The 1,657-nt window shown below is 67.7% G+C and carries 1 pseudogene; it reads right to left on the bottom strand.

Annotated elements, in window-relative coordinates:
• Nucleotides 1-1,569: pseudogene (locus LQT98_RS24080) on the bottom strand (hypothetical protein); the annotation flags it as partial.
• Nucleotides 1,570-1,657: the final 88 nt, after the last annotated feature.

Here is a 1,657-nt window from a genome sequence, read left to right as displayed (position 1 = left end):
GCTTTGTCCCGGCGGCAGGGTCTGGCCGGCGCGCTCGGCGGCGGCAGCCCGCTCGCAGGCGCGCTCCAGTTGCTGGATTTCCTGGCTGTCGCTCACTTCGTCGATCTTGGCCTGACGGGCTGCTTCCAGTTGCGCGGCCAGGTCGGCGGCGCTCTGGCCGGGCGGCAGGGTCTGTCCGGCGCGTTCGGCCTGGCGGGCGGCTTCCAGCCGTTGTTCCAGCTGCGCCACTTGTTGGGTACGGGCGACGGCGGGCAGGGTGTCGGCGCGGCCGAGCGCGTCCAGCATGCGGTAGGTGTTGACGCCGCCGCGGCCCATGCCGTCGTCGCTGGCATTGGTGACCACGAACAGGTGCAGTTGGCCGTGCTGGGTGCAGTCGCGGCCGCACGCGGTCTGGGTCCGCACATTTTTGAGGAGGCGCTCGGCCAGCACCGGCCAGCGGAAGTACTGGTTCTCGATATAGATGTATTGGGTGGCGTTGCCGACGGTGTGCAGATACAGCGTTTCGATGTCCTGGGCGTTGTCCTGGGGCTGGGTGCGCAGGATCTGGGCCATCACGCTGTTGGCGGTGGGCAGCTTTTGTTGGCGGAAGACGCGCTCCAGGCCCTCGCCGACGGTTTGGGCGTCGCGCTCGCCGAGCAAATCCTCGCCGGTTTCCTTGTGCCAGGCCTGGGCGAAGTTGAGGTGCAGGTATTCGAGGATGGGGCCGCTGAGCTGGCAGGAAAGGTCCTGCATCGGATAGGCCCCGTTGCGGCCGCGGTCATGGGGCTGGCGCTGCCGGCTGTGGGCGTCGTTGTCCCAGTAGCCGTCCAGCATATTGTGGCCCATGACGAAGCCGATGGCGGCGGTGTCGTCCTGATAGTCGACCAGCACCATTTTTTGGTGGTGGGACGGGACGCCGGCCATGACGAGGCGGCTGCCGAGGCTGAGGTCGCGGTCCAGGGTGTTGCTATCGTTGTCCAGCGCCTTGAGGTCGGCGCGGCTGATGCTCTTGAAGATCTTGATGCGGTCCTTGAGGCTGAAGCCGCGGCCGACGAAGCGCAGCGGCAGCGCGGGCTGTTTGCGGTCGTAGGCGCGGAACCAGTCTCGATCGACCTGAAACTGGGCGTCGTACTCTTGCTGCGCCTGTCTTTGCTCATCGGGATCGAGTTCGGCGCTTTGGCGGCGGTCCATGATGGCGACGGGGTTCTTGCCGGGCATATTGGCTTCGCCGGCGGCGCCGGTGACGCTGATGCCGAAGGGTTCGAGGGTCCATCCCAGCACGCGGACCTGAACGCCGGCGCGGGCTTTTTGTTCGAGGAGGGCGCCGATGGCGGGCGCGCTGCCGTCGCGGACGAAGCGCATGGAGGGCTGGAAGCCCCAGCAAACGATGTCGACGGAGCGTTGCGCGCTGGCGATGGCCTGGTGGACGGCGGCGAAGGCGCGCTCGCCGTTGACGAGTGGGGTGTAGTTGGCGAAGTCGGGTGGGTATTCGGTGCCGCAGATGAACCAGCTGGCGTGGGCCTGCACGGTTCTGCCGTCGCAGAGCCTGAGGGGGATGGTGTCCACCGGGGGGATATAGGTGGTGCTCATGTCGGCTTCCCCTTGCCTGGGGCGGCGGGTCCGCCTCGCCCAGATTGGCGAGCGCGGTGGAGGCGGAGTCGATGCGGCGGCATGGGCG

Source organism: Chromobacterium aquaticum (assembly GCF_021129195.1).
Classification (GTDB): Bacteria; Pseudomonadota; Gammaproteobacteria; order Burkholderiales; family Chromobacteriaceae; genus Chromobacterium; species Chromobacterium aquaticum.
The sequence above is the reverse complement of the archived record's forward strand: the minus strand, read 5'-3'. Positions and strand labels throughout refer to the sequence as shown.